The 22,131-nt window shown below is 46.5% G+C and carries 20 protein-coding genes; 15 read left to right on the top strand and 5 right to left on the bottom strand.

Going from position 1 to position 22,131, the window contains the following annotated elements; genetic code table 11:
• Window positions 1–50: 50 nt before the first annotated feature.
• Window positions 51–1,457, bottom strand: coding sequence for a C69 family dipeptidase (locus ACKTSG_RS07255; protein WP_407893378.1), 1,407 nt, complete (start codon window positions 1,455–1,457; stop codon window positions 51–53).
• Between the two features lie 124 nt (window positions 1,458–1,581).
• Between ACKTSG_RS07255 and ACKTSG_RS07250 the strand changes: the two genes are divergently transcribed.
• Window positions 1,582–1,887 carry a metal-sulfur cluster assembly factor gene (locus tag ACKTSG_RS07250; protein WP_407893426.1) on the top strand — a complete coding sequence of 102 codons (306 nt, stop codon included), beginning with the start codon at window positions 1,582–1,584 and terminating at the stop codon, window positions 1,885–1,887.
• Between the two features lie 116 nt (window positions 1,888–2,003).
• On the opposite strand, the gene ACKTSG_RS07245 is transcribed toward ACKTSG_RS07250, so the two are convergent.
• Window positions 2,004–2,678: an EAL domain-containing protein gene (locus tag ACKTSG_RS07245; RefSeq protein WP_407893376.1), complete on the bottom strand. Its 675-nt coding sequence runs from the start codon at window positions 2,676–2,678 to the stop codon at window positions 2,004–2,006.
• 189 nt (window positions 2,679–2,867) lie between these two features.
• On the opposite strand from ACKTSG_RS07245, the gene ACKTSG_RS07240 reads away from it, so the two are divergent.
• Window positions 2,868–4,760 carry a heavy metal translocating P-type ATPase gene (locus tag ACKTSG_RS07240; protein WP_407893374.1) on the top strand — a complete coding sequence of 631 codons (1,893 nt, stop codon included), beginning with the start codon at window positions 2,868–2,870 and terminating at the stop codon, window positions 4,758–4,760.
• Between the two features lie 54 nt (window positions 4,761–4,814).
• Here ACKTSG_RS07240 and ACKTSG_RS07235 read toward each other — a convergent pair whose 3' ends face one another.
• Window positions 4,815–5,285, bottom strand: coding sequence for a nucleoside 2-deoxyribosyltransferase (locus tag ACKTSG_RS07235; RefSeq protein WP_407893372.1), 471 nt, complete (start codon window positions 5,283–5,285; stop codon window positions 4,815–4,817).
• Window positions 5,282–6,220 carry a DHH family phosphoesterase gene (locus tag ACKTSG_RS07230; RefSeq protein WP_407893370.1) on the bottom strand — a complete coding sequence of 313 codons (939 nt, stop codon included), beginning with the start codon at window positions 6,218–6,220 and terminating at the stop codon, window positions 5,282–5,284. Before ACKTSG_RS07230 ends, ACKTSG_RS07235 begins: the two co-directional genes overlap by 4 nt.
• Window positions 6,221–6,496: 276 nt before the next feature.
• On the opposite strand from ACKTSG_RS07230, the gene ACKTSG_RS07225 reads away from it, so the two are divergent.
• The 3 genes from ACKTSG_RS07225 to aroE all read left to right on the top strand — a co-directional run bounded on the left by ACKTSG_RS07225 (window position 6,497) and on the right by aroE (window position 10,581).
• Window positions 6,497–8,281 carry a sensor domain-containing diguanylate cyclase gene (locus ACKTSG_RS07225; RefSeq protein ID WP_407893368.1) on the top strand — a complete coding sequence of 595 codons (1,785 nt, stop codon included), beginning with the start codon at window positions 6,497–6,499 and terminating at the stop codon, window positions 8,279–8,281.
• Between the two features lie 406 nt (window positions 8,282–8,687).
• Window positions 8,688–9,698 carry a LacI family DNA-binding transcriptional regulator gene (locus tag ACKTSG_RS07220; RefSeq protein WP_407893366.1) on the top strand — a complete coding sequence of 337 codons (1,011 nt, stop codon included), beginning with the start codon at window positions 8,688–8,690 and terminating at the stop codon, window positions 9,696–9,698.
• A gap of 25 nt (window positions 9,699–9,723) precedes the next feature.
• Window positions 9,724–10,581, top strand: a complete 858-nt coding sequence (gene aroE, locus ACKTSG_RS07215) for a shikimate dehydrogenase (RefSeq protein WP_407893364.1) — start codon at window positions 9,724–9,726, stop codon at window positions 10,579–10,581.
• Between the two features lie 29 nt (window positions 10,582–10,610).
• Here aroE and ACKTSG_RS07210 read toward each other — a convergent pair whose 3' ends face one another.
• Complete coding sequence (locus tag ACKTSG_RS07210) at window positions 10,611–11,609, bottom strand: LacI family DNA-binding transcriptional regulator (RefSeq protein ID WP_407893362.1); 999 nt, start codon at window positions 11,607–11,609, stop codon at window positions 10,611–10,613.
• A gap of 168 nt (window positions 11,610–11,777) precedes the next feature.
• On the opposite strand from ACKTSG_RS07210, the gene ACKTSG_RS07205 reads away from it, so the two are divergent.
• The 10 genes from ACKTSG_RS07205 to ACKTSG_RS07160 all read left to right on the top strand — a co-directional run.
• Complete coding sequence (locus ACKTSG_RS07205) at window positions 11,778–13,214, top strand: L-fucose/L-arabinose isomerase family protein (RefSeq protein ID WP_407893360.1); 1,437 nt, start codon at window positions 11,778–11,780, stop codon at window positions 13,212–13,214.
• An 11-nt stretch (window positions 13,215–13,225) separates the two neighbouring features.
• The gene (locus ACKTSG_RS07200) at window positions 13,226–14,056 is read left to right on the top strand and encodes a transketolase (RefSeq protein ID WP_407893358.1); all 831 of its coding nucleotides are present in this window, start codon (window positions 13,226–13,228) and stop codon (window positions 14,054–14,056) included.
• The gene (locus tag ACKTSG_RS07195) at window positions 14,049–14,984 is read left to right on the top strand and encodes a transketolase family protein (RefSeq protein ID WP_407893356.1); all 936 of its coding nucleotides are present in this window, start codon (window positions 14,049–14,051) and stop codon (window positions 14,982–14,984) included. Before ACKTSG_RS07200 ends, ACKTSG_RS07195 begins: the two co-directional genes overlap by 8 nt.
• A gap of 75 nt (window positions 14,985–15,059) precedes the next feature.
• The gene (locus ACKTSG_RS07190) at window positions 15,060–16,541 is read left to right on the top strand and encodes an FGGY-family carbohydrate kinase (RefSeq protein WP_407893354.1); all 1,482 of its coding nucleotides are present in this window, start codon (window positions 15,060–15,062) and stop codon (window positions 16,539–16,541) included.
• A gap of 61 nt (window positions 16,542–16,602) precedes the next feature.
• Complete coding sequence (locus ACKTSG_RS07185; protein WP_407893352.1) at window positions 16,603–18,099, top strand: sugar ABC transporter ATP-binding protein; 1,497 nt, start codon at window positions 16,603–16,605, stop codon at window positions 18,097–18,099.
• Entirely contained in the window at window positions 18,086–19,063 is a 978-nt protein-coding gene (rbsC, locus tag ACKTSG_RS07180) for a ribose ABC transporter permease (RefSeq protein ID WP_407893350.1), read from the top strand. Before ACKTSG_RS07185 ends, rbsC begins: the two co-directional genes overlap by 14 nt.
• Window positions 19,064–19,085: 22 nt before the next feature.
• On the top strand, window positions 19,086–20,066 hold the full coding sequence (locus tag ACKTSG_RS07175; protein ID WP_407893348.1) for a substrate-binding domain-containing protein: 981 nt from the start codon (window positions 19,086–19,088) through the stop codon (window positions 20,064–20,066).
• A gap of 119 nt (window positions 20,067–20,185) precedes the next feature.
• Entirely contained in the window at window positions 20,186–20,578 is a 393-nt protein-coding gene (gene rbsD / locus ACKTSG_RS07170; RefSeq protein ID WP_407893346.1) for a D-ribose pyranase, read from the top strand.
• Window positions 20,579–20,591: 13 nt separating this feature from the next.
• A complete protein-coding gene (gene rbsK / locus ACKTSG_RS07165; protein WP_407893344.1) occupies window positions 20,592–21,521 on the top strand; it encodes a ribokinase in 930 nt (309 codons plus the stop codon).
• A gap of 171 nt (window positions 21,522–21,692) precedes the next feature.
• A partial coding sequence (locus tag ACKTSG_RS07160; protein ID WP_491062179.1) for a phosphoketolase family protein occupies window positions 21,693–22,131 on the top strand: 439 nt, incomplete at its 3' end.

Here is a 22,131-nt window from a genome sequence, read left to right as displayed (position 1 = left end):
TCCATCTAAAAAGCCCACCGAAAAATTTTTCGGTGGGCTTTTTAGATGGATCAATCATGCAAGGTGAATTGTAACGCCATGCGTGGGGCGGATAACTTGACCATTTCGCCTAATAAGTGAGTGGCTTGCTTTAACGCCACGTCAGCCATTTGCTGGTTGACTTGGGTCAAGTAAGCTGGCAGATCAGCTTGGTCTTTGGCAGCGGCGTCTGCGTCATGTTGCAACTTGCGGCAAGCGGCGACGCTGTTTTGTTCAAACAGGTCTTCTTGGTCTTCAAACAAGTTGAAGTCGTAATCGCCAAAAGTTGCCAGTAAGTAGGTCAACCAGTACATATTGGTTGGGTCAAATTCCGTGGTGGTATCGCGATATGCCGCTGGGGTATCTTCAACATTGGCGTAAAATGGCACCACAGCGTTGAAGGTGTTTGGTCCAAAGGCTAACCAGTGCACCCCTTTTAAGGCGTCAGGTTGATCTGGCCGAATTTGTAAAATGTGCAATTCTTGGTTGCGGTTGATACCGATCGGCCGAAATTGCTTCTTTTGCGCTTGCGTCCCTTCGCCATAAACATCATAAGGCGTGTTTTGGTAGTGAGACGATTCGATGAATTTCACGTCTTCAATGGAGATCAAGCGGTTGGCATGGCAAATGAATGGCAAGTCTTGATCGATCGGAGATTGTTCAACATCTGGGGTGAGGTATTTTTGTCCAAACCAAGCCCGCGGGTTGTTGTAGCGGGTGTCTTTTGGCGTGGCTGAGCCAAAAATATGGCGCAGGTTGTAGCCTTTGCGATCTGGGTTCAAGTGATTGTCATCGATCAACGCCTTGAGATCTGCTGAACACATGGTGTCATCAGAATCAAAGTCAAACCAATCGATATTGAAGCGGTTTGGTGCGATCACATAAGCGTCATCTGGAATGCGTACCGCAGCCCAGTGGTGCCCGCCGATGGTGTCAAAATACCACACTTCATCTTCGTCAGAAAAGGCGATGCCGTTGGTTTCATAAGTGCCATATTTTTCATGCAACGCGCCTAAACGTGCGACGCCTTCGCGAGCCGAATGCACATAAGGCAAAGTGATCGCGGTGATATCTTCTTCACCTAAGCCATCTTTGACCAATGGATCCAAGCCTAAAATGAGGGAGTTAGTGGTGGTGGTTTCAGTGGCAGTCATGGCCACATTGGCACTGTTGATGCCAGCTGCCGCCCAGATCCCGTGCGCTTTTTCAACATCAGGTGTTGACGTATAGCGCATCGGATCATCTGGTAATTCGATGTGGAATTTGGAGAGCTTGGCTTGGTAGTGCCGCGGTTGGTCAACAGGTTTCACCAAGACAAATTTTTCAAAGTTCAACGGGGCAAAGCCGTCTTCATTTCTGGCGATCATTGTCGAGCCGTCAATGGAAGCTTTCTTGCCGACTAATACGGTGGTACATGAGCCGTGATGATATTCAGTCAATTAAGGTCATCCCTTTGTATAAGATGGGTCTATTATAGTCCTTTGATCCGACACACAAAAGTCGACAGTGGCACAATTGCGTTTAGCAGGCTATAATAAGCCTAACGAAATGGAGGGCGACATGATGGATGAAACATTCAAAAACCGCGCGTTAGAGGCGCTGGAACAAGTGATCGACCCAGAACTTGGCGTGGATGTCGTCGACCTTGGCTTGATCTATGATGTCACGTTGGATGATGGTGTGTGCACGGTGACCATGACGTTGACGATCATGGGATGTCCGCTATCTGATATGTTATCTGAAGACATCGACGCGATGCTTTCGCGCTTGCCGGAAGTCAACGAAGTGAAGATCAATTTGGTATGGGAGCCGGCTTGGTCAGTGGATAACTTATCTCGACAAGCCAAGATCATGCTAGGGATCCATTAACGCACAAGTTAGCGCGTTTTATCCGCAACACTTAGCCAAAAAAGCGCCTTGGTACTGCGATTCAAAACGAATCGTGGCACCAAGGCGTTTTTTTGATGGGGTAACACCCATGTTGGTTATAAGTCGTCAGTACTTAATGGCACGGGTTGGCCAAAGTAATAACCTTGAATATCTGAACAAGCGGGGATGTCTTGCATTTTTTCGATATCGTCTAGGGATTCGACGCCGGCGACTTCAAAGCGTTTGTGTTTGCTTTGGGCTTGTTGGGCCCAAAAGTTCAAGCGATCATCCAAATCAGCATCAGTGGCATAAGGACGTAAATTCTGAATGCCGAATTTATAACCGACCACGTAAGGCGTCAGCGCCTCAACTAATCCAGGTAAGTTGTTACCACTGCCGACATCATCGATCACCACATCGATGCCGGCGTCAAAAAATGCCTTAGCCGCTTGCACGATGGTCAAGTTATCAATATTGGGATCGTAGCGTTCAGTCAATTCGACCGTTAAGATCACGTCAGTATCGCGCTGGACGCGTTGAACCATTTCCAGAAATTCTGGGTCAACAAAATGCACCCGCTCTAAGTTAAACGAGATGCGGGTGATGGTTTTAGGCATGGCGGCTAACGCTTTGCGCAGTAAATGTTCAAATTGATTTGGTGGCAGTGCCGTGAAATCTTCTGGCAACATCCAGCGGCCGTCGATATATTGGCGAACCAAAAGCTCATATCCGCTGGCTGTCGACGCATTGTCGATGTTCGCAAATTTGGGTTGACCGTAAAAGGTGATCATCTGTTGTACCCCTTTGAATGACTGACTGAATGCATCAGCTAACCCATCATAACGCGACAGTATGTTCGAGGTCAATTATGTCAAGGACAAATTTTTTGCGGAATTTGACCAAACTTGATGTGCGTCAAGTTTTAATTGGCAAAGCCGCCATACAATGAACTTGTCAATGAGTGAAAGGGGAATCCAAATATGAAATTCCAACAATATTTACAAAAAAACCAAACCACGATCACCTGGTTGTCTGCCGCTTTGATCGTGATCGGGTATGCTGCTAAATTCTTAGGCCAACCCACGATCTATGCAGTGGTGCTGGCAGTCGCATCGATCGTGGCAGTCCTGCCTATCGCCATGCATGCGTATCAAGCGATCCGCGTCAAAGTGATCTCCATTGAATTTCTGGTCACGTTGGCAGTGATCGGGGCGTTTGCCATCGGAGAATATAATGAATCGGCGATCGTGACGTTCTTGTTCTTATTCGGGAACTTCTTGGAACAAAAAACCTTATCCAAGACCCGCGAATCGATCAAAAGCCTGACGGAAATGGCGCCGACGACTGCTTCAGTCGTGCAAGCTGATGGCAGCTTAGCAGAAATCGATGTCGATGATGTGGATGTCGGTGATGTGGTTCGCGTCAAAACCGGCGCGGCGATCCCAGTGGATGGCCAAGTCGTTTCTGGCTCAGGCTACGCAGACGAAGCCGCAGTCACGGGTGAATCTCGCGCCGTGTCCAAGCAAACCGGTGATCAAGTTTTTTCCGGTACCATGTTAAGTGATGGCTTCTTGGATGTTGCCGCGACGAAAGTTGGGGATGACACCACCTTTGCCAAAATCGTGGAATTAGTTGAAGATGCCCAAGACACCAAGTCCCATGCCGAAAAGTTTATCGATCGCTTTGCCCAATATTACACCCCAGCAGTGTTGATCTTAGCCGCATTGGTATTCGTGTTCACCAAAGACTTGCGTACCGCCATTACGGTTTTGGTACTCGGGTGCCCTGGGGCGTTGGTGATCGGCGCGCCAGTTTCTAATGTTGCTGGGATCGGCAATGGTGCCAAGCGCGGGATCTTAGTCAAAGGCGGCGAGGCGATGGATACCTTCGCCAAAGTCGATACCTTTGTCTTTGATAAAACCGGCACCTTGACCACTGGCAAAACCGCCGTTGACCAAGTGGTGGCCTATACCGATGATCAAGCGCAATTGATCCGCTTAACAGCAGCGTTAGAGAATTTGTCTGACCATCCTTTAGGCCGCGCGTTGACGCAATATGCGGATCAACAAGGCGAAGCGTTCAAGGCCTTAGCAGTGAGTGATACCAATACCATCAAAGGCCAAGGCATCACCGCGACGATCGACGGACATCACGTTTGCGCTGGGAATGTGAAATTGCTCGCGGCTCATGATCTGCAGTTGACCGATGCTCAAGCGGCAACGCTACATGAATTGGCCAGTGCTGGCGCATCGACAGTGATCGTGGCCATCGATGGGCAGATCGCTGGGATCTTTGCCATCGCCGATCAAATTCGCGAAGGCATGGCTGAGGAATTGGCTAACTTGAAAGCTGCTGGCGCCAAGCATTTGGTGATGTTAACTGGCGACAACCAAGCCACAGCAGAACATGTGGCCAAGGTGTTAGGGATCGATGAAGTCCATGCCGAATTAATGCCAGAAGACAAGGTGACCTTTGTCCAACAATTCAAAGCTGACGGCCGCACCGTCGCCTTTGTTGGCGATGGGATTAATGATTCGCCATCTTTGGCCACTGCCGACATTGGCATCGCCATGGGGTCTGGGACGGATGTGGCGATCGAAACTTCTGATGTGGTGTTGATGCAATCGAGTTTTGCCGCGTTGAATCACGCTTATCGTTTAGCCAAAAAAACCGTTTTGAACACGCGGGAAAATGTGGCCATTGCCATTGCCGTCGTCGCCTTCTTGTTGATCGGCTTGATCGCTGGGTTCATCTATATGGCCAGTGGCATGTTCGTCCACGAAGCGTCGATCTTAGTGGTGATCTTCAACGCGATGCGCTTGATCAACTTTGGCGGCAAACGCGCCCAAGCATTAAGCACCCAACCTGCCTAAACAAAAAAGGCTTTTCCCGCTCACTGAAATGGTGTGAAGGGAAAAGTCTTTTTTTTAATACACGCTGCCTTGAAAATGGTGCAAATGCGGTTGGTCGAAGTTGAAACTCAGCAGATCTTTCACTTGGATCACTGCCGTGGCGCCAAGGGCTGGCATTAAGTTCAAGTCGGTTTGGCAGTCATCTGGTAACACCAAGATCACGGGTTTGTGCAGCCCATACGCGTAACCGATTTCCCACAACACCCCAGGATCGGAATTTGCCGGCGTTGGGTCGTATAACGCCACGACAATATCTGAAGCATTGATACCAGACACATCTTCGCGAAAAGTTGCCATTTGCCATTCTGGGTCAGCAAACATGTTAGGGTGATCGGCTGGCGTCCAGTTGCGGTAAACATGTTCTTGCGGGCGAAATGTATTTTGCCAATCTAATGTGGCATTGGCTTCAAGCTTTGGCGTAGCGGCTTTGAGCAAGCTGACTTGCGCTGGGTTGAACCAGCTTTCAGCTAAATATGCAGTTTTCATTTCGGTTGCTCCTTTAATAAGTCGTTTAAGGCTTTGATCATCGCTTGGCAAGTGGCCAGATCTTTGGCCACAGCCCCTGACGCCAGCGGATGGCCACCGCCGCCAAACGCCACCGCAAGTTGATTGATCGGGTGATGCTTGCTGCGCAACTCACAGCGATATTGGCCATCAAGTCGCTGCGTGAACATGATCCACGCGTCAATGGTGGTGAGCTTGCCGACATAATTCACCGCGATCTGTTCCATCCCCAGCGGCACGCCGAAGCGTTCGCGTTGGTCTGTGGATAAGATGAAACTCCCAGCGCCTGCATCGGTGACTTGGGTGTGTTGTAGCGCGTAGCCGATCAATTGGGCCAAATTTGGCGTCAGTTGGTCTTCGGCGCGGGCGATGGCTGGCGCATCGATGCCTTGGGCCATTAAGTCCGCAGCCACGCGCAAGGTTTTAGGGGTGGTGAGATCAAACATGAAGCGCCCAGTGTCGCCGAGAATGCCAGCGTATAAGCAACGCGCCACTGCAGGCGTGAGGGCCCAATGTGCGGCTTGTGCCAAGTCAGCGACGATCTCAGAACTGCTGGAGGCATTGGTGTCGACATAACTGATATCACCAAAAGGTTCGCGATCAGGATGGTGATCGATTTTCATTAACGCAGTGCCGCTGGTGTAGCGGTCATCGGCGATCCGCGCAGTGTTGGCGGTATCGATGACGATCACTAACGCTTGGCGATAGGTTGAATCGGCGATCACGTCAGGGCGGCCGATCCAATTCAAGTTAGGTTCAGATTCGCCCACGGCAAACACTTGCTTTTGCGGGAATTGATGGTGGATCAAGGCTTTAAGGCCCATTTGCGAGCCAAACGCGTCAGGGTCTGGATTGATATGACGATGAATGATAATGGGATCAGCTTGGGCGATCGCGGTGATCAAATCAGTGAGCATAAGGTCCTTTCCAAAACCAGTTTCTCTTAGTTTAGTGGAAATTGTAGCGAATGCAAAGCCTTGAAATCAGAAGTTGATCGCGCTAAAAACGCAAATAGCTGAAAATGGCACTTAAAAATGATGCCAGATGTGATGGTTATGGGAAAGTTTTGGGTATGGGCGATGATTTTTTAGAATAATTTTTTGAATGAACTGATTTTTCATTGACAAGCGCAGGTTTGCGCGATTAACTAGGAGGAGTATATGCATTTCATCGAATGATTCGGGGGAACACCTATGGCGTTTGGAATGTGGCTTGGACGCACGATTTTATCGGTATTTTTTGTGGCGGGCTATTTGACTTACTATGATTCCGACTTTTACCAAAAGTTGCGCACTGCGCCTGGTACTTGGCAACAGCGCAGTTTGAACCTCTTGATCCGCGTCGGCATTTTGCTGGCGACGGCGGTCGGCTTGCAGTGGGCGGCGTTAAGTGTGCAACAAGGCGGCGATATGTATGTCAATTTGTTGCTGTTTGTCGTCAGCTATCCGCTATTAGATGAAAGCACCAGTATGACAGAGTATTTGTTCAATTGGAGCGTGATGTGCTTCTTTTGGTTTGTCAATCATCCCTTTGAGCCACATTTGTTCGTGTTGGTCGCCGCGATTTTTGCGATCGGGTCAGTGGTGTTGCGGCAGTATCAAGTGATGGTGCATTATCATTTTGCGTGGTACATGTTTTTTGCTATCGCCACTGGGACGCTGTTTTGGATCACGTATGTGGGGATGCCGTTGCGCGGGTTGCTAGGGTATCCGACGATTTTTGCCTTGATGAGCGTTTATGCGTTTACTTATATTCGCCGAATGCGTTCAGTGGTAGCCGAGCGCGACAGCTTAGCCGCAGAGTTGAACCATGATGCGTTGACGCAAGCGTACAGCTTGATGCGGTTGAATTCAGTCGGCGCAGAGATCTTTGAAGACAGCAAGCAAACCAATCAACAACTGGCTGTCGCGGTAATGGATATCGACCACTTCAAGTCCTTTAATGACGATTATGGTCATGCCGCAGGGGATGCGGTATTGATCGGCTTGACCAAAATTTTGCAAGCTGAGTTAACAGCCGCGCCGATGTCGTCAGGCTTATATCGCACTGGCGGCGAAGAGCTGACGATTTTGATGCCAGGGTTTGACATGGAAAGTGCTGTGGCATTGGTGCGCAACTGTTGGAACGCTGTGCGCACGATCCCAGTGGCGTATCAAGATAACCATTTTCGCTGTTCGGTTTCAGTGGGCGTGGCTTTTTTGGAAGAAAAAGACCAATCGCTAAAAACGTTGTTAAAACGTGCTGATAACTCGATGTACTTGTCCAAACAACATGGCCGCGATCGCATTACCGTGGATGGTCAAGCGGATCTGTTAAATAATTCGCATTCGGCCATGATCAACTACACTTACTACACCCAGCCGGTGACGCGCTTGGCAGATAACCATATCACCACCAATGAAATGCGCTTAGAGTGTTACACCAATGGGCACTGGGGCCGCGCCGATCATTATACCGTCACTGTTGACACGATGATGGCGCTGATCCGCACGGTTTTGCATCAATTGGAAGTACCGTCTTTGGCGATGAACTTTGAAGTGGCAGAATTGGCCGATCCGCAGATCAAACAAGGCTTGTTGACGTATTTGCAGGCCAATGGGCAAGTGCAGTTGATCGTGGAGCTCGATCACATGACTGACGTTGAGGCTTTTGCCAAATATGCGCCAATTTATCGGCAAGCAGGCGTGCGCTTTGTGATCGATCATGCCCAAACGCCAAGGCGGTTTGCAGAGTTTGCGCCAGTGGTGCAATATTTTGACAGTGTGAAAGTCGCCTTGCCACCGAAACGCGATGCCGCCGCTGAAGCCAAGCTGTTGGAAAATTTGCGCTACTGGCAACATGTCTGCCAAGTCCATCATTTGGATCTGTCGCTAGATGCGATCGAATCTGATGCTGACATGCGCTTAGTGGATCAATTCGGCGCCGTTTATGGACAAGGGAACTTCTTTAGCCGCCCAGTGTTGCCGCGGATCTTATAACAAAAATGTCCAACATTTGGCGATTTCAATGTACCTGTCAGCTTAATTGCTGCCAGGTATTTTTTTGGCTTCAAGCAGCACTTTTTGCATCAACGAATAGTCTTTTACACATAGTGGCTGAAGAAGAATTGCAAAAAAATAAAGTAATTGTCAAAGTGATTCCTAATTTGTTTACTTGATGATTACTGAACAAAAATTACTACAGTTCGCCATAATTAAACGTATTTATCACGAAATTCTTCAGATCGTGGTACAGAAGTGGCAGTTGATATATATCAGCTTGTTAAACAGAATGTGATAACCAAAAATTTTTGGCCAATTTCTCATCAATTTAATATTTGACAGCGCTTACTTTAGCCGGTTAGAATGCAAGTGCACTGAGATAAAACGTTTTACGAGGTGGGTTATGGACAAACGGCCAACAATTCGAGATGTAGCAAAGCTTGCTTCTGTGTCAGTTACAGCGGTTTCACAAATTCTAAATGGTAAAGGGGAACGATTTAGCCAAGAGACGCGTACTAAGGTTGTTCAAGCACGGGATCAGTTAGGTTATCAAGCCGATTATTACGCTCGCGGTTTAGTCGGACAACGCGGTAATTCATTAGGAATTGTGATTCCTGACATCATGAATCCTTTTTTTGCAAGCCTAGTTGTGGCTGTTCAGTCCGCTGCAATCCCACAGGGTTACTATCCGGAAGTGTTTTCAGTCAATGGATTCAGCGAAAACATCGATCACTTTATTGATCAGTTTGGTGCGGGTTCTCAAAAAGGATTGATTTTAGCTGCACCAGGGGCGTCGCATCAAATTGTTGAAGCATTAGCAGTACATGAAAAGCTACCAATGGTATTCACCGATCAAGCAGAAGCGTTAGGACGTGGAGATACAGTAGGAATCGATGAAGTCGCGGCAGGAAATATGATCGCAACTCATTTGCTGGAACAAGGGCATCGAAGAATCGCAATAGTGTTGCCACCCCACTTAACTGGTAATTTGGTAAAACGCTTTACCGGATATCAGGAAGCATTTTCCAACCATAGCGTACTACTTGACCCCGAATTAGTCTTCCATTGCGAATTTAGTCCTGCTGGTGGCTTAATGGCAGCCGAGAAAATTGTTGATACAGATGCCACCGCCGTGATTGCAGTTAATGATGATGTGGCGATGGGTGTGTACCGCGGTTTATTAGCAAATAACAAACGAATTCCCGAAGACTATTCGGTAGTTGGATTTGATGACATTAGTATGGCTCAGTTTCTGACCCCGTCGCTAACTACTATTGCCCAGCCAGTGGAGGCGATTGGGGAGGAAATCGTGAACCTCATGCTGCAACGCATGCGTGAACCTGAGCGCCCTTATCAAGAAATACAATTGCCAGTTCGGATGGTTTTCCGGGAGTCAACGACGAAAACAAAGTAATTTTTCTAACAAAGGAGCAATCGAAATGGCCAATTATCGACCGGAATTAGTTGGATTATTGGGAGATCCAGTTGATGATAATCCAACGGGTGTAATGGAAGAAGCTGCTTTTGCAGATCTCAAGATGAATTGGCGTTATATCACTTGTAAAGTGAGACCTTCTGAGCTTTTGGAAGCTGTTGCTGGAGCTAAGGCTATGGGGTGGCGCGGATTTAACTTAACCATGCCGCATAAAATCGCCGTATTGCCCATGCTTGATGAACTCAGTCCTGCAGCAAAGATGATTGGTGCTGTGAACTGTGTAATTAACGATCATGGCAAGTTGCTCGGTGAAAATTCTGATGGCAAAGGTTTTACCACGTCACTTACAGACGCCGGCATTTCTCTGGCTGGCAAGCGAATTGTCATGCTTGGTGCAGGTGGGGTAGCCCGAGCAATCGCTGTTGAAAGTGCTTTGGCGGGGGCAAGTCACTTCACCATTTATAACATCACTGAGGGGCTAGGTCTTGATCTTGCAGAGTTGATCAACAACCAGACTGATGCCTCGGCTGAATTTCATCTGCAAAGCAAGACGATTGAAATACCGTCGGATACTGATATTTTGATTAATTGCACCCCTCTAGGCTTGAAGCCTAACGATGATTTAGCGCCAGATATCAATTATCAGCGCATCACCAACAGAATGGATGTCGCGGATGTCGTATTTAATCCAGCTATCAGCCGATTTTTGCAGTTAGCCAAAGTGCATGGTGCACATCAAATTGTTGGAGGATTGAATATGCTAGCTGCTCAAGGTGCAATGAATTTCCAGTTGTGGAGTGGTCAAAAACCCAATCAAGAGGTGATGCGACAGACTTTGAAAGAAGAGTTTTCGCAACAATAAAAAGCCTTTAAGATCAAGGCTTAGTAAAGCTACAGTGAGTGTCTCTGAATGAGTTGTGGTTCAATCAGTTGTTTGAATGTATATTCATTTAATTTTCCAGAAGCGAGTTCAGTCAGACGGCTGACTGCGACCTTGGCGATGGTGTGAACTGGAACATGGATGGTGGTTAACTCGGGGGATACAATATGGCCTTCGGTAATATCATCAAAACCGATCACTCCTAATTCTTGAGGAATTCGGATCCCCTTTTGCAAAGCCAGTCGCATGAGACGGATCGCAATATAATCGTTATCACAGAAAATTGCGCGTGGTAGCGGGTGAGTGAAGATTTCTTCATCTTCAGTGCATTGCTGCATGGACATGGAGTTGACCGAATAGGTTTGTGTGGGGGCAATCCCTGCGTCGGTGAGTTTGTCCAAAAATCCCTTGCGCCGTTCAGTATAGTTGGGATACTGTTCTACGGCTTCAACATAGCCGATATCCCGATAGCCACGTTGTAATAACGCGCTGGCCGCACGAAAACCACCCAAGTAGTTGTCGATGGCAACGGCATTTACAGCCAGATCTTTATAATCACTGTCTAAGATCAGAACTTTGGATAAACTTCGGGTGAACATCAAGATTTGTTCACGAGTTAGACTGGTCGCCAACACAATGGTACCAAAAAATAGTGGATCATCTTCAGAAACAGATTTGGCCCAGTTTGTCAGTTGCGATTCATCAAGAGCTTCGATTTGCAAGCTAATGTGTTGACGCTGAGTGATCACAGAGATCTCGGCAATCAAGTTGGCAAAAAAAGGAAGTTCAGACGGACGCTGCTTTTGGCCTTTGATGTTAACCGTGATGAAATGCAGAATCGGTTTCGCAACGGGCTTGGTAGTTCGACGACGTGGCCGATAGTTATGTGCTTTAGCGATTTGGAGAACGCGTTGTCGCGTCTCGTCACTAACGCCTGGTTGATCGTTTAAAGCGAGTGATACTGAAGCCTTTGACACTTTGGCAAGCTGAGCAATATCATCCATATTCATGGCGTACACCTCGGGTTGTTCAGGAATACTTCTATATTACCACAACTGTAGCTAAACTAAACACTAGATAAACAAAAATAATTTATGACTTAACTCTTGACTTAATTTAGTTGATGAAATACACTGTATCTGTGAAAACGCTTTTACCAATTTATGGGAGGGACAAACATGAACGTTTTGCTCAAGCAAATTAAAATTGGATTTGCACCGACCAGAAGAAATCTTTTTTCCGCAGATGCAGCAATTGATTTTGCTAATAAAACTCGCACCAAACTCGATGATATGGGCGTTAATTACGTTGATATCAAAGATGCTAACGAGGATGGTTTACTATACGATGACGCCGGATTGGCTAAGATCACGGCAAAATTTCAAGCCGCGAAAATCGATGGTTTGTTCTTAGCAAATGAAAACTTCGGGACTGAATATGAAGTTGCACGTTTAGCTAAACAATTTAATGTTCCAGTACTTTTGTGGGGGCCTAAAGATGAAGCGCCTGCCGCAGATGGTTCACGCTTGCGGGATACACAGTGTGGGTTGTTCGCCATTGGGAAGGTTTTGCGCCGTTTCCAGGTTCCGTTTACTTACTTGGTTAATGTCGACATCGATGATCCTGAATTTGAACGTGGGGTCACCGACTTTATTAAGGTTTGCAACGTGGTAAAGACTTTTAAAAGCACACGAATTCTGCAAGTGGGACCACGACCATTTGATTTCTGGTCCACCATGGTGAATGAAGGTGAACTACTTGAGAAATTCAATATCTCACTTTCTCCAATTCCCTTGAATGAATTAGTTGACGAGATCCACCGTCTCCAAGATGCCAATGATCCACAAATCGCTGAAACTATTGCGCATCTTCGTGAAATTGCAGAGATCCAGATCAAAGACAAAGACTTAAATATGGTCGCCGCTTTAAAAGTCGCCTTGAAGAACAAGATGATCCAATATGGTTGTAATTCTGGCGTGATTCAGTGCTGGACGGCTTTACAAGATCTGATTGGAATCTTACCGTATGCTTCCGAATCTTTGTTACAAGATGAAGGGATGCCAGTAACTTGCGAAACCGATATTCATGGTGTGATTTCTGAACTGTTAGTCGAAGCAGCAACTTTAGGTGAACACCGGGCAGTCTTTGCGGATGTGAACTGCCGCCATCCAGAAAATCCAAATGGCGAATTGCTTCAGCATTTAGGTGTTTTCCCATTTTCGACAGCCAAAAACAAACCAGTGTTGCCGCCGAGTCACTTCGTTTTCGATTATCCTGGCTCCGTTGCATTGCAAGCTAAAGATGGTCACTATACGCTTTGCCGCTTTGATGGCGACAACGGTGAATATTCCATGTTAATGGGGAACGCTGAAGCCGTTGAAGGGCCTTACGAACAAGGGACATACCTGTGGTTACAATTTGCTAATTTGAATCGCTTCGAAACTAAATTAGTTTATGGCCCATATATTCATCATATCGCTGCAGTTACTGATGATGTGGTACCGATCTTATATGAAGCTTGCAAATATATCAACGTTAAGCCAGACTTCTACGATCCAATCGAAGAAGACGTCAATGCATATCTTCGCGGTGACATCGATTCGATCATTCACTAAGGAGGGCACACATGAACACACAAGCGTTAGAATTAGAAGCTGTGAAACTGCGTAAGGCCACCTGGGAAATGATTTATCGGGCCAAAACTGGGCATACTGGCAGTGATTTGTCGTGTGCCGATATTTTGACAGCCTTATATTTCAAAGTCCTGAACCAAGATCCTCATAATTTTGATGATCCAAATCGTGATCGCTACATTCAATCAAAAGGACATGCTGTCGAAATTTTGTATAGCGTCTTGGCTGCGCGCGGGTATTTTCCAGAGTCTGATCTGTTGAACTATTCTCAATTCCAATCACCGTATATCGGACACCCTACTAACCACATCCATGGCATTGAAATGAATACCGGTTCCCTCGGCCATGGACTTGGCTTGGGTGTGGGCGTCGCCAAGGCAGCAAAGCTTGACGGTCGCAACTATCATACCTATGTTCTGATGGGTGATGGCGAACAAGCTGAAGGCTCAGTTTGGGAAGCCGCCATGGCTGCAGGTAGCTTTAAACTTGATAACTTAACAGCAATCATTGATCATAATGGTTTACAAATCTCGGGTCCCACTAAGGACGTGATGAACAGTGAACCATTGGATAAAAAATATGAGGCCTTTGGGTTTGAAGTGGTTGAGATTGATGGCAATGATATGGCGCAACTCGTTACAGCGTTATCTGCACCTAATCAGCCTGGTAAACCTAAACTGATCTTAGCTGACACAGTCAAAGGAAAAGGTGTGAAGTTTGCCGAAAACGTTGCGGCTTGGCATCACAAGGTGCCAACGCCGGAACAATATCAAGAAGCATTAGATGCTTTCGATGCCGAGATTGAGAGGTTGAGCCATGAGTAATTCTGCAAAGATTGGGAATGTGATCTGCGATGCTTTAATTACCGCTGCAAAAGCGGACCGAAACATTTTAGCAGTCACGAGTGATTCTCGTGGGAGCGCGGCGTTAAATCCGTTTGCTGAAGCGTTACCAGATCAGTTAGTCGAAATGGGGATTGCAGAGCAAAATTCAGTTACAGTTAGCGCTGGTTTAGCTCATAGTGGCAAGCGACCATTCACATTTTCACCTGCCGCTTTCTTGTCAATGCGCAGTATTGAACAAGTCAAAGTGGATGTGACTTACTCGAACACCAACGTGAAGTTGATTGGAATCAGTGGGGGGAATTCCTATAGCGTGTTAGGTAACACTCATCATTCCTTGCAAGATCTTGCCATCACTCGGGCCTTACCGAATTTGGAAGTCTATCTGCCAGCCGATCAATATCAAGCTAAAGCTTTGATCGAATATTTGGCTAAGTCAGATCATCCCGCTTATGTCCGGATTGGCAAACGTGCTTTGCCTGATGTATATACCAGCACAGCAACAGCCTTCTCGGCACCTGGTAAGGGCAATGTCGTTGTCGATAATGGAGATGATATTGCGCTAGTTGCTGCAGGCGAAACAGTTGCAATTGCTGTTGAGACAGCTGAATTGTTGAAAGCACGCGGGATTTTTGCAAAAGTGGTCGATTTGGTCAGCGTTAAGCCGATCGATAAAGATCTGCTTAATCAAATTGCCGATCAAACTCACCATATTGTTACCATTGAAGAACATTCTGTGATCGGTGGGATCGGCTCAGCAGTCGCTGAAGTGTTGGCCTCGCGGGGCGACACAAAGATTGACTTCGTTGGGTTCCCAGATGAACCTGCAATCTCTGGCCCACAACTTGAAGTCTTTGGTTATTATGGCATCGACGCTAAAGATATTGCGGATTCCATCGCTAAAGCATAGACAAGGCTGATGGCAGCAGGTTTGTTCCGTAGGCAGGCTTGCCCCATCGGTAATACATAAAAGGAGGGGGTACGATTGGCGTATTTGATCGGATTAGATCAAAGCACCCAAAGCACTAAGGCTTTCTTATATGATGAAGACGCGACAATCGTGGCTCACGCGGCTTTGCCACATCATCAATTGATCTCAGAGCAAGGCTGGATCAGTCATGAACTAACTGAAATCTACAATAATGTGCAAGCTGTGGTTAAGGCGTTATTCGCGGATGGTACGCGTGACCCACGCAAAGTTGTCGGCGTTGGCATTACGAATCAACGTGAAACTGCTGCGGCTTGGTCACGCGGTTCAGGTGAGCCATTAAGCCAAGCAGTCGTGTGGCAATGTACTCGCGCAAAACCACAGTGTGAGCGTATTGCCACAGAAAGTCCTGGTGCAGATGCATTGATTAAAGAGCGGACAGGTTTACCGCTTTCTCCAAGTTTTACTGCCGCAAAGTTTACCTGGATGTTGGAGAACGTTCCTGCCGTTAGCGCAGCAGCAACAGCCAATAATTTATGTTTAGGAACGATCGATGCGTGGCTATTGTTCAAACTAACGCATGGCGCTGCATTTAAGACAGAGCCTTCCAATGCTAGCCGTACCACGTTGATGGATTTGGATTCTTGTCAGTGGGATCAAGAACTACTTGATTTATTTAGCATTCCAAAACGTGCTTTGCCTGAAATTGTTGATTCTGATTCAGTGTTTGGAATGACGGATTTTGAAGGAATTCTGCCTCAAGCGGTACCAATTCATGCGATGCTGGGTGATTCTCAAGCGGCTTTGTTTGGTCAAAGTGGTTTTGAAACAGGATCGCTCAAAGCAACATATGGCACAGGCAGTTCGATTATGATCAATGCGGGAACGACACGAGTCAACTCAGCTTCTGGGTTGGTCACCTCCATTGGCTGGCAAACACATGGGCAGAGTACCTACGTCTTGGAAGGTAATGTGAATTATGCCGGGGCATTGATTACTTGGCTGAAAGATTCGTTGCATTTGATTGAATCAGCTGATGAAACTGAAGTGTTGGCCAAAGCCGCCAGCTCTGATGATCATACGATGATCGTTCCTGCTTTCACCGGTTTGGGTGCGCCTTATTGGGCCGGAGACGCACATGCGGCGATTTTGAATATGACCGCTGCCACTAAACGCCCAGAGATTGTAAAAGCGGCGCTTGATGCCATTGCATTACAGATCAATGCAGTGATTGCAGCGGGGCAAGATGATGTCACAAGTGCTTTTGACACGTTGATGGTCGATGGTGGGCCGACACACAACCCCTACTTGATGCAACGTCAAAGTGATTTAAGCCAGTTGACCTTGAAAGTCGCGGATCAAGCAGACATCAGCGCATTTGGCACGGTACTCATGGCTGGGTTGAGCTTACAGTTCTTAGAGCCAAATCGTAGTTACCTAAATTATCAGCGCTACTCACCAGAACTTGACGAGGTTGCGCGTAAGCGAGTACTTGAAGATTGGCAACACGCGGTGGACACGGTCGTCCACCATGCTTGAGACGATAGTTGTAAGCGCTTGTATAAGCGCTTACTCATACTGAGATGGAGGTGAATCGACCGTGAAAGTAGAACTCCAAAAGATTACCAAAGCTTTCGGCAAGAACCGGGTGCTTGAAGGGGTCGACTTAACAGTTGAACCAGGTGAAGTTCATGCACTGGTTGGCGAAAATGGTGCGGGTAAATCGACACTGATGAACATCTTTACCGGACTATATTCATCAGATGGCGGTAAAGTCGTCGTTGATGGCCAGGAAGTGCATTATAGCGGTCCGCTAGAAGCTGAACAGCATGGGATCGCATTCATTCACCAAGAAATGAATAATTTTTCTGACATGCCGGTCGTTGACAATATGTTTTTGAATAAAGAGCTCAAGACCAAATTTGGTCTGATGAAAGATAAGGAGATGGTGCGATTAGCAAAAAAGTATCTAGGACAATTGGGGGCTGATATCGATGTTCGCCAGCCTATTGGCAATTTTAGTGTTGGTAAGCAACAGATGATCGAAATCGCCAAGTCAATCATGACTGATGCCAAGGTGATCATTATGGACGAACCAACTGCCGCATTAACTGGGAAAGAAATTGAACAACTTTTCGATGTTGTGCGGAAATTAAAGGCTAAGGGCGTTTCCTTCATTTATATCTCCCACCGGATGGAAGAAATCTTCGAAATTGCAGATCGTTGCACAGTCATGCGTGATGGCGTGTCAGTTGCCATCTATGAAGTCAAAGACGTGGATGTTCAGCAATTAGTTCATGACATGGTCGGTCGTGATATTGGCGCCTTTTATCCAGATCGTCACCAAAAACCAGGAGAAGTGGCTTTGGAAGTCAAGGACTTCACTGAAAATGGTGTTTTTGAACATATCAACTTTGCTGTTCATGAAGGTGAAATCTTAGGATTTTCAGGCTTGATGGGTGCAGGGCGTACTGAAATAATGCGAGCAATCTTTGGAATTGATAAGCATCAAGGAGGCACGCTTTACATTGAAGGTAAAGAAACTAAAATCACCACACCGGAACATGCGATTCAACACAATTTAGGTTTTGTGACGGAAGATCGTAAAGACGAAGGTTTGATCTTAGATGATTCGCTCAAAGACAATATCGTTTTACCATCGATCACAGGCTTTAAAAAGCATGGTCTGATTGATGATAAAGGCATCGACGACTTTGTCACGATGTTGATGAAACGTCTGACTGTTAAAGCGATGGGGCCAGATGTTACCGCTGGCAGTTTAAGTGGTGGTAACCAACAAAAGGTCGTGTTGGCAAAATGGGTCGGGGCTGGAAGTAAGGTCTTGATCTTAGATGAGCCGACCCGTGGCGTTGACGTTGGTGCTAAGCGGGAAATTTATGAGCTCATGAACGAACTCACAGACCGCGGTGTCGCAATCATCATGATTTCAAGTGACTTACCGGAAGTATTGAGTATGAGCGACCGTATTGCCGTTGTTTATGAAGGGCATATTACTGGCATCGTGAATGCCAAAGGCGCCACCCAAGATCAAATTATGACATTGGCAACAGGAGGAAAAATCAATGCAGCAAGCTGAAGATAAGACGTCGAAGCAAAAAGTCGATGTAAAACAAATGATCAACAAGGCCGGCACCTTGATCGCTTTGATTGTATTGGTGATCGCCGTGACAATCCTAAACCCAGGGTTCTTACAAGTTGATAACTTATTGAACCTTCTGCGTCAGACCTCAGTCAATGCCATTATCGCCTTTGGGATGACCTTCGTCATTATGACCGGTGGTATTGATTTGTCAGTCGGATCCACTTTGGCTTTGACGGGTGCTATCACCGCCTCATTTATTGCTGGTGGGATGCCTGGCTGGGTCGCAGTGTTAGCTGGTTTGGTGTTGGGGGCATTGTTCGGATGCCTCAACGGTTTGATCATCGCGTATGGGAAAGCCGCAGCGTTTATCACGACCTTAGCAACTATGACGATTTTCCGTGGGGCTACTTATGTATACACGGATGGGAATCCAGTCACTGGCGCTAAGATCAATGATAACTTTTTCTTCCAGATGATCGGTCGTGGCTACTTATTCGGTGTTCCGATCCCGATCATCATCATGATTCTTGCATTCATCATTTGGTACATTGTCTTGCACAAAACTGCCTTTGGCCGTAAGACTTTTGCTTTAGGCGGCAATGAACGTGCAGCCTTCGTCGCAGGGGTTAATACCAACAAAACCACAATCTTGATTTACACCATTTCTGGGTTGATGGCAGCGTTGGCAGGGATGATTTTAACCTCTCGTTTGAGTTCTGCTCAACCAGATGCTGGGACATCTTATGAAATGGATGCAATCGCTGCTGTTGTTTTAGGTGGGACTAGTCTGGCCGGTGGTAAAGGTCGGATGTCGGGTACTTTGATCGGTGCGTTGATCATTGGGACTTTAAGCAACGGCATGAACTTGTTAGGTATTTCAAGCTTCTATCAGCAAATTGTCAAAGGGGTCGTCATTTTGATCGCTGTCTTGCTCGACCGCAAGAACAGTAAAGCTTAATCGCAGAAATGGAGAGAAACTTATGAAAAAGTCAATCAAACGCCTGCTTTTGATCGGGGCCATGCTCTTAGTTAGTGTTGGGACGTTATCTGCCTGTGGGAACTCTGGTTTAAGTAAAGGATCAGATTCTGATTCAGCGAAAGTTACTAAGAAGTCACCTAAACAATTGAAAGTCGGTGTGTCAATCTCGACTTTGTCTAATCCAGCCTTCATTGTCTTAAAGGACAAAGTGGAAGCGTATGCAAAAGACCATGGCACCACGGTCCAAATCACTGATGCGCAAAACGATACAGCTAAGCAAAACAACGACATGGAAGATTTCATTCAAAAGAAAGTGGATGCGATCATTGTTAACCCATGTGATTCCGCAGCGATTGCCACTGAAGTTAAAGCTGCTAATGATGCCAATATTCCAGTTGTCTGTATCGACCGTTCCTCTGATAGCGGTAAAGTCTTAAGCACTGTTGCAACGGACTCTGTTGCCGGTGGTAAGATGGCCGCTAAGTACTTAGTTGATACTGTTGGTAAGAATGCTAAAGTTGCTGAAATCACTGGGATCCCAGGAGCTTCTGCAACACGCGAACGTGGGGAAGGTTTTGATGGATACGCTAAGGGCAAGCTCGACATCGTCACCAAGCAAACTGCTGGCTTTGACCGCGCCAAAGCTTTAACTGTTGCAGAAAACATTATCCAAGCACACCCAGACATCAAAGCAATCTTTGCTCAAAATGATGAAATGGCTGTTGGTGCTTCTAAAGCCGTTGCTGCATCTGCTCATAAGGACATCAAAGTTATCGGTTTCGATGGCGCTGAAGCCTACTTGAAGATGATCAAGGCTGGTACTGGTCAAGCAACTATTGCGCAGTCATGGGACAAGATGGGGACGATGAGTCTGGACGCCATCTATAACCACTTCCAAGGAAAGAAAGTACAAAAGAATGTTCAACCACCAATCACTTTAACGACGAAAGACAATGTTGATAAAGTCATTGCCAACAACTAATTTATGACCTGCAGGCATCTCGACATAGCGGGATGCCTGTTTTTATTCTTGTCGCTAATGAAACAACGGGTGGAGATACTCAGATACAGATTGTACCTGAGATTTGAGGAGGAATGATCATGAAGAAGACGCAAGTGCTTAATACCCAAATTTCTAGTGTGATCGCAGATATGGGGCATTTTGACACCTTGGCGATCGGTGATGCAGGAATGCCAGTGCCAGCAGGAACTAAGAAAATTGATTTAGCAGTCAAACTGGGTTTGCCTAAATTTATTGACGTACTTGAAAATGTGCTCTCTGAGTTACAAGTACAAAAAGTTTATCTTGCAGAAGAGATCAAAACTGAAAATCCCGAGCAGCTGAAAGCGATTCGAGCGTTAGTCGACGTCCCCATCGAATTCATGCCACATGCAGAAATGAAGCAACACTTGGCTCATGATAAAGCATTTATACGCACTGGCGAGGCGACACCATATTCAAATATTATTTTGGAAAGTGGCGTTACATTTTAATTCGGAGGCAGCTATGGTTAATACAATCACGGTCGTCGGCAGTATCAATGTCGACAGCATCTTACACATCCAAACATTACCCCAACCAGGTGAAACTATTGCTATGAATGGTTTTTCCAAAGCGGCTGGTGGCAAAGGTGCTAATCAAGCAATTGCGGCAGTACGTTCAGGCGCAAAAACGACTTTTATCGGTCGCATTGGGGATGACGATAATGGTCAGTTTATGTTGAAGCAACTCGCTGACAATCAAATTAATGTGGACGCTGTGCGTGAATCTCATACGCAAACTGGACAAGCATACATCCTGTTGCAAGCCACTGGGCAAAATTCAATTATCGTTCAAGCTGGTGCCAATGGCCTAGTCAGTCCGGATGATATCAAAGCAAGTCACCGAGTCATTGACGAGTCAGACTTCATCGTCGCGCAGGTGGAAACCCCCACAGATGCCGCAATTGAAGCATTTACTTACGCACACCAGGTTGGCGTCAAAACGATTTTTAATCCTGCACCAGTGCAAACTAGTTTGCCAAAGGATCTGATTGCTGCAACTGATTTGATCGTACCAAATGAAACGGAGGCCGAAGCTATTTCTGGGATTCCTGTGATTGATAAGGCTTCGATGCATGCTAATGCTGAATATTTCCATCAACTCGGTATTGAAGCAGTAATTATCACGTTAGGATCCATGGGCTCATTTGTATCGACTTCTACCGGTGAGCAACTTGTTTCCGCATTCACAGTAAAAGCTGTTGACACTACCGCAGCAGGCGATACGTTTATTGGTGCTTTGGCTGCTGAACTAGCCCCTGATTTCAGTAATTTGATTCCAGCAGTTCAATATGCTTCTCGCGCATCATCTCTGACCGTTCAAACTCTGGGGGCGTTTCCCTCTATTCCGACTCGCGCAGCAATTATAGCTGCGCAAGAGGAAGATAAGGCCTAACGTTTCCCGATTCAGCATCCTCGAACAAAAAGTCTTTGAATTGTTGTTCCTAAAATTCTGTGATTTTTAAGTCAAATTAGCAATTTCATAAGTTTTATTAAGCAAATCTAAGTAAAATTAAGGCAAACGTGATATACTGAAGACAATCATTAAGAAGGCAGGTTTCTCGACATGGCGACAGAATATGACACACAAGCTTATTTCGACAAAATGACCGCATACTGGCGAGCCGCCAACTATCTTTCCGTCGGTCAGTTGTACTTGGCGGATAATCCGTTATTAAAGCACCCCCTTGAATCTTCCGACGTGAAGTTTTATCCAATCGGCCACTGGGGCACGATTGCGGGGCAAAACTTCATCTATACTCATCTTAATCGTGTCATTAACAAATATGATCTGAATATGCTATATCTCGAAGGCCCCGGTCACGGTGGCCAAGTGATGTTGTCCAATGCTTATTTGGATGGCACCTATTCAGAAAAATATCCGCAGATCTCGCAAGATGAAAAAGGCATGCAGATCATGTTCAAGCGCTTCTCCTTCCCAGGCGGCGCGGCAAGTCACGCCAACGCCCAGATCCCAGGCTCGATCCACGAAGGTGGCGAACTGG

The organism is Lacticaseibacillus salsurae, from assembly GCF_045862175.1.
In the GTDB taxonomy this organism is placed as follows: Bacteria; Bacillota; Bacilli; order Lactobacillales; family Lactobacillaceae; genus Lacticaseibacillus; species Lacticaseibacillus salsurae.
This window is presented reverse-complemented; position numbering and strand designations above follow the sequence as displayed.

Excerpts from the sequence above, each read along its gene's own strand:
- ACKTSG_RS07220 (WP_407893366.1), top strand. The coding sequence starts at position 8,688 with ATGGACAAACGGCCAACAATTCGAGATGTAGCAAAGCTTGCTTCTGTG.
- ACKTSG_RS07200 (WP_407893358.1), top strand. The coding sequence starts at position 13,226 with ATGAACACACAAGCGTTAGAATTAGAAGCTGTGAAACTGCGTAAGGCC.
- ACKTSG_RS07245 (WP_407893376.1), bottom strand. The coding sequence starts at position 2,678 with ATGATCACCTTTTACGGTCAACCCAAATTTGCGAACATCGACAATGCG.
- rbsC (WP_407893350.1), top strand. The coding sequence starts at position 18,086 with ATGCAGCAAGCTGAAGATAAGACGTCGAAGCAAAAAGTCGATGTAAAA.
- aroE (WP_407893364.1), top strand. The coding sequence starts at position 9,724 with ATGGCCAATTATCGACCGGAATTAGTTGGATTATTGGGAGATCCAGTT.
- ACKTSG_RS07175 (WP_407893348.1), top strand. The coding sequence starts at position 19,086 with ATGAAAAAGTCAATCAAACGCCTGCTTTTGATCGGGGCCATGCTCTTA.
- ACKTSG_RS07225 (WP_407893368.1), top strand. The coding sequence starts at position 6,497 with ATGGCGTTTGGAATGTGGCTTGGACGCACGATTTTATCGGTATTTTTT.
- ACKTSG_RS07240 (WP_407893374.1), top strand. The coding sequence starts at position 2,868 with ATGAAATTCCAACAATATTTACAAAAAAACCAAACCACGATCACCTGG.
- ACKTSG_RS07250 (WP_407893426.1), top strand. The coding sequence starts at position 1,582 with ATGGATGAAACATTCAAAAACCGCGCGTTAGAGGCGCTGGAACAAGTG.
- ACKTSG_RS07235 (WP_407893372.1), bottom strand. The coding sequence starts at position 5,285 with ATGAAAACTGCATATTTAGCTGAAAGCTGGTTCAACCCAGCGCAAGTC.
- ACKTSG_RS07230 (WP_407893370.1), bottom strand. The coding sequence starts at position 6,220 with ATGCTCACTGATTTGATCACCGCGATCGCCCAAGCTGATCCCATTATC.
- rbsD (WP_407893346.1), top strand. The coding sequence starts at position 20,186 with ATGAAGAAGACGCAAGTGCTTAATACCCAAATTTCTAGTGTGATCGCA.
- ACKTSG_RS07205 (WP_407893360.1), top strand. The coding sequence starts at position 11,778 with ATGAACGTTTTGCTCAAGCAAATTAAAATTGGATTTGCACCGACCAGA.
- ACKTSG_RS07210 (WP_407893362.1), bottom strand. The coding sequence starts at position 11,609 with ATGAATATGGATGATATTGCTCAGCTTGCCAAAGTGTCAAAGGCTTCA.
- rbsK (WP_407893344.1), top strand. The coding sequence starts at position 20,592 with ATGGTTAATACAATCACGGTCGTCGGCAGTATCAATGTCGACAGCATC.
- ACKTSG_RS07195 (WP_407893356.1), top strand. The coding sequence starts at position 14,049 with ATGAGTAATTCTGCAAAGATTGGGAATGTGATCTGCGATGCTTTAATT.